General features: G+C 72.4%; 3 protein-coding genes and 1 pseudogene. 3 read left to right on the top strand and 1 reads right to left on the bottom strand.

Going from position 1 to position 5,027, the window contains the following annotated elements; translation table 11 throughout:
* From ACFE8Y_RS16735 to ACFE8Y_RS16725, 3 genes and pseudogenes are all read left to right on the top strand, one after another.
* Positions 1–402 (top strand): annotated as a pseudogene (locus tag ACFE8Y_RS16735) (glycosyl transferase); the annotation flags it as partial.
* A 362-nt stretch (positions 403–764) separates the two neighbouring features.
* The gene (locus tag ACFE8Y_RS16730) at positions 765–2,096 is read left to right on the top strand and encodes a nitrous oxide reductase family maturation protein NosD (protein WP_375465512.1); all 1,332 of its coding nucleotides are present in this window, start codon (positions 765–767) and stop codon (positions 2,094–2,096) included.
* Between the two features lies 1 nt (position 2,097).
* Positions 2,098–3,228, top strand: a complete 1,131-nt coding sequence (locus tag ACFE8Y_RS16725; RefSeq protein WP_375465511.1) for a glycosyltransferase family 4 protein — start codon at positions 2,098–2,100, stop codon at positions 3,226–3,228.
* Between the two features lie 55 nt (positions 3,229–3,283).
* Here ACFE8Y_RS16725 and ACFE8Y_RS16720 read toward each other — a convergent pair whose 3' ends face one another.
* Positions 3,284–4,642 (bottom strand): 2-hydroxycarboxylate transporter family protein, encoded by a 1,359-nt coding sequence (locus ACFE8Y_RS16720; RefSeq protein WP_375465513.1) that lies wholly within the window; start codon positions 4,640–4,642, stop codon positions 3,284–3,286.
* Between the last annotated feature and the right edge of the window lie 385 nt (positions 4,643–5,027).

Raw genomic sequence — 5,027 nt, 5'->3', positions numbered from 1 at the left:
TGGCACGAGGACATCGAGCTCGGCGAGCGGCTGGCGCGGCGCGGGATGCGGCTGTTCTACGAGCGGCAGGCGCTCGCCTACCATCACCACCTCCTCGACGAGGCCGCCTACCTGGCGATCGCCGAGCGCGAGGGCGCGGCCCTGGTGCTGTGGTACCGCAAGCGCCCCGACCTCGCCGCCGACCTCGCCCGCCTCGGGCTCGTCGGCCCAAAACCCTTCGGCCGAGCGCGACGCCACGCGCTCGCCGACCTCGTGATGCCGGAGGCTATCCTTCCCGGCTGGCGGGCGGCGGCCCGCTCCCTCACCCGCCTCAGCCCGGCCGCGGGGCGGACCGTGTGGCGGCGCCTGTTCCAGCGCCGCAAGCGGCTCGCCATCGCCCGCGCCTTCGCGCAGGCCGCGTGATGGCGACGCTCCGAGGGTTCGTCGCGGCGCCGCCGCAGCGGGAGGATCTCCGCGCAACGACGCCCGCACCGGGCGCGGGTCCCTTCTCCCGCACATCTCGGGCTTGCCCGGGATGTGCGATCCCGGTGTCCAAATCGGGCGAGCCCGACTTGGATGGGGAGAGGGACAAGGTGAGGGGTGTGACCGCTCCGGACGGCGCACGCCCCTCACCCCAGCCCTCTCCCCCTGGGAGAGGGTGCCGCGCGGCGCTTCGCGCGATCCCTCGGGCACCGCTGCCGGACAACGGGCTCCGCACGCCGCGGTCTGCGAGCCCGACCGCGCGTCCGTGCCTCCGGGGTCTGCTCGCGGCCCTGCCGCTGCTCGTGGCGAGCACGGCCTGCCAGCCCGCCGCGCCGCCGAGCCTGCGCCGCATCCTGGTCGATCCGGCAGGCTCCGCCTTGGCCGGCTACGAGACCGTGACGAGTCTGGCCGCAGTGCCCTTCGCCGGCCTTGCCCCGGGCAGCGCGGTGCTGGTCAAGGGCGGGACCTACGCCGGCGCCGTCGTCATCGCCGCCCGCGGCACCGCTGCGGCGCCGGTGACGGTGGCCGCCATGCCCGGCACCCAGCCGGTGCTGTCGAACTCCGTGGTGTTCGAGAACGCGGCCTACGTCACCGTCGACGGGCTGACGGTGCGGGGGGCTGCCAATTCCGGCTTCATCCTGCGCCGGGGCAGCACCCACGTGACGGTGGAGGCCTCGACGGTCGAGGCGTCCGGCCTCGGCATCTGGATCGGCGACGGGGCGGGCGCGGGCCACCGCATCGTCGGCAACACGCTCACCGGCAACAGGACCCACGGCATCGCCGTCGACGTGATCAACGCGCCTCCCGACGACCCGACCTTCATCCTGGCCAACACCGTGTCCGGCAGCGGCATCCACGGAATGGAGATCAACGGCTCTGGCTACGTCGTCGAGGGCAACCGCGTGCGCGACAACGGCGCGCTGATGTCGGGCACGTCGGGCATCCACGTCTACGCCAAGACCGCCTCCCAGGACGCGGGCGACCGCAACGTCATCCGCTACAACATCGTCACCGGCCAGCGCGAGACCACGGGCCAGGACGGCAACGGCATCCAGATCGACCAGTGGTGCGACCGCAACACCGTCGCCTTCAACGTCGCCGCCGGCAACGACGGCGCCGGCATCAACCTGTTCGACGCCGGCGACAACCTCGTCGCCAACAACACCGTCTTCGGCAACATGGCCGATTCCGGCGGCCGGCACGCCTACAGGGGCGAGGTGGTGCTCGCGAGCGATTTTACCCGGCAGGTCGGGCGCACCGTCAACAACCGCGTGCTGAACAACATCGCCGTGGCGACGCGGCCCGGCGTTGCCGCGATCGCCGTCCAGGCGACGAGCACTGGGCGGGGCAACGCCATCGGCCCGAACCTCCTGACGCATGGGGCCGGCGGCGTCCTCTACGCCTACGGCGCCACCCGCACCGACGACGGCGCGTCCCTTCCCTTGGGCGCGCGCGCGCCGGACCTCACCGAGGCGCCGGCCTTCGTCGACCCGGGCCAGCCGTTCGCCAACGGCTTCGCGCTCACCCGCGCGCCCGCGCGCCTCGGCATCCCGCTCGGCGCCACGCAGGACCTGACCGGCCGCGCCTACGCCCCCAACGAGGCCCCGACCTTCGGCGCCTACAGGAGCCCGTGACATGACCCTCCGCATCGGCATCGACGCGCACGTGCTCGCGGGCAAGATGCAGGGCAGCCGCACGTGGCTCGTTAACATCGTCGCCCGCGCGGTCTCGCGCCACCCGGACGCGACCTACGTGATCTACTCCGACGACCCGGTGCGCGCCGCCGCCGCGATCGCGGGCGCCAACGTCGAGCATCGCCGGCTGCCGCGGGTGCCGCGCAGCGTGAGGCTCCTCGCCGTCTGGCCCTGGCTCGTCCACCGCGATCGGATCGATGCCCTGGTGACCACCTACATCGCGCCGCCGCTGGTCCCCGGCGCCCGGCAGGCGGTGGTGGTCCACGACATCCTGTTCGAGACCCATCCCGCGTTCTTCACGTGGCGGATGCGCTGGCGCAACCGCCTGCTGACCCGGCTCAGCGCCCGGCGCGCCCGCCTCGTCGTGACGATCTCGGGCTACAGCCGCGACGCCATCGCGAAAACCTACCGGATCGATCCGGCCCGGATCGCGGAGGTCCGCTGCGGCACCGCTCCGCCTCCCACGGGAGGGATGGGCGCCGGCCTCATTCCCGATAGCCGCCCGTACCTGCTGATGGTCGGGCGCCTGGAGCCGCGCAAGAACCTCGCGCTGGCGCTCGACGCCTTCGCGCGCCTGCCCGCGGGCGGCAGTCGGCTGATCGTGGTCGGCAGGGCGGACGGCGAGCGGCCGGAGACGCTGGCGCGGCTGACCGCCATGGCCGACGTGGTCCACGTCGCCGCCATCGACGACCGCGGGCTCGGCGACCTCTACGCGCACGCCGCCGCCCTGGTCTTCCCGAGCGCGGGCGAGGGCTGGGGCATCCCGGTGCTGGAGAGCCTCGCGCTCGGCACGCCGGTGATCGCCTCGAACGTCACCGCCATCCCCGAGGCCGGCGGCGAGGCGGCGAGCTACTTCGACCCTGCCGCCCCCGACCGCACCGAGCGCCTCGCCGACCTGATGCGGGCGGCGGTGGAGGGCCGCCTGCCCTTCGACGCGGGCCTTGCCCGCGCCCACGTCGCCCGCCACGACTGGGACGGGCCGGCCGCCGCCTTCGTCGACGCCATGCGCCGCGCCTTCCCCGCCCGCGATCCGGCGCCGGCCGCGCTTCCGGGGCTTCTGAGACCGCAGTGACGGGGATGGAATTGTGCCGAAGGCCGAGCGCCGCGCGGCCGGCGTGAGGGAACGGCTACACCGGCGCGCCGGTCACCCATCTCAGCACGACGAGGGTGCAGGTCACGGTGATTGCGCCGCCTATCCGGGTGGCGATCTGAGCGAACGGCATCAGCGCCATGCGGTTGGCCGCGGTGAGGATCGCCACGTCGCCGGTCCCGCCCTGCCCGCTGTGGCAGGCGTTCACGATCGCGGTCTCGATCGGGTACATCCCGAGCCGGCGCCCGACGAGGAAGCCGGTTCCCATCAGCGTGGTCACGGTCGCCACGATGGTGATGAGGTTCGTGACCGTGAAGGCCGCCATGAGCTTGTCCCACGGGGTCAGCGCGACGCCGATGGCGAAGAGCAGCGGGTAGGTCATGCCCGTCTGCACGAACTTGTAGACCACGAAGCCGCCGGCCTGGAGGTGGGGCGACACCGCGCTCGACAGCTTGGCGAGCACCGCCAGGAACAGCATCGCCACCGGCGCCGGCAGGCCGGTGAGGTGATGCGCCATCACGCCCAGCAGGTACAGGGTGATCGCGGTCAGCCCGGCCGCCGCGATGGTGGAGACGTCCACCTGCCCGGAATGCGCCTCCTCCGCCGCCCGCGCATCGCCGGACGGTATGCCGTCGTGATCCGGCTGCAGGCGCCCCTCTCCGGTCAGGTGGGGAAACCGCTTGCCGACGAAGTTGAGCGTGCCGGCGAAGACGATGGCCGTGAGGCTGCCGAGCATCACCGGGGGCAGGACCTGGGCGAAGACGTCCCCCTGCGGCTGGCCGAGGATCGCGGCGTAGCCGATCGACAGCGGGATCGCGCCCTCGCCGACGCCGCCCGCCATGATCGGCACCACGAGGTAGAAGAACGTGTGCTGCGCGCCCAGGCCCAGCATCGTGCCGACCAGGGTGCCGACCGCGCCCGCGACGACCGAGCCGACGGCGAGCGGCACGAAGATCTTGAGGAAGCCCTTGATCAGCACCTCGCGGTCCATCCCGAGGATGGAGCCGACGATGATCGCCGCGATGTAGATGTAGAGGAAGTTGGTGAACTTGGTGAAGTCGACGATCGCCGTCTCGATCTGCGGCGGGATCAGCTTGTAGTAGACCAGCGCCGAGGGGACGAAGGTCGCGAAGATCGCCCCCGCGCCGATGTTGCGCAGTACCGGCAGCCGCTTGCCGACCTCGGCGCAGGTGAAGCCGCCGAGCACCAGCACCGCGATCATGGTCGGCCCGTCGGAGCGGATCTCGCCCTCGAAGGTCAGGATCGTCAGCAGGACCGCGACGATCGCGTAGATCGGAAGCGGGATGATCCCGATCTTGAGATCGACCAGCCGCCACCAGCCGAGCGGCCAGAAGCGGCGCGAGGACGGTGCCGATGCGGCAGCGAGGTCCGCCATCGGCGGCGAGAGTGGGCGCGTCACGCGAATCCTCCCGAAGGTCCGGCCTCTTCCGGGCCGGTCTGCGCTCGATCGCACCGCGCAATCGTCCGGACCGTCGCTGCCCCGACCGCGGTTTCGCACGGGGGAACCGGACGTGTCCGGACATCGCCGGCTGCGGCGTTCACCTCATCCCGAAGACGGCGCGAACGTCAATGGGACGCCGAAGCCCGCGCCGGGAGCCGGCGCGGGTTGTCTCGCATCCACGCCCGGTCATGAAAAAAGCCCGGCTTCGCAGCCGGGCTTCGGGAAGGTGTCGGAGCACCGAAACCTGCTCCGCACGGATCGTCGCCGATCCGTGCGGGCCGTCGGAGCGCCTGGACTAGAAGTCGCGCTGGACGCGGGC

The organism is uncultured Methylobacterium sp. (genome assembly GCF_964242245.1).
Lineage (GTDB): Bacteria > Pseudomonadota > Alphaproteobacteria > Rhizobiales > Beijerinckiaceae > Methylobacterium.
Note: the sequence above shows the minus strand (reverse complement) of the source record. Positions and strands in the feature narration are given on the sequence as shown.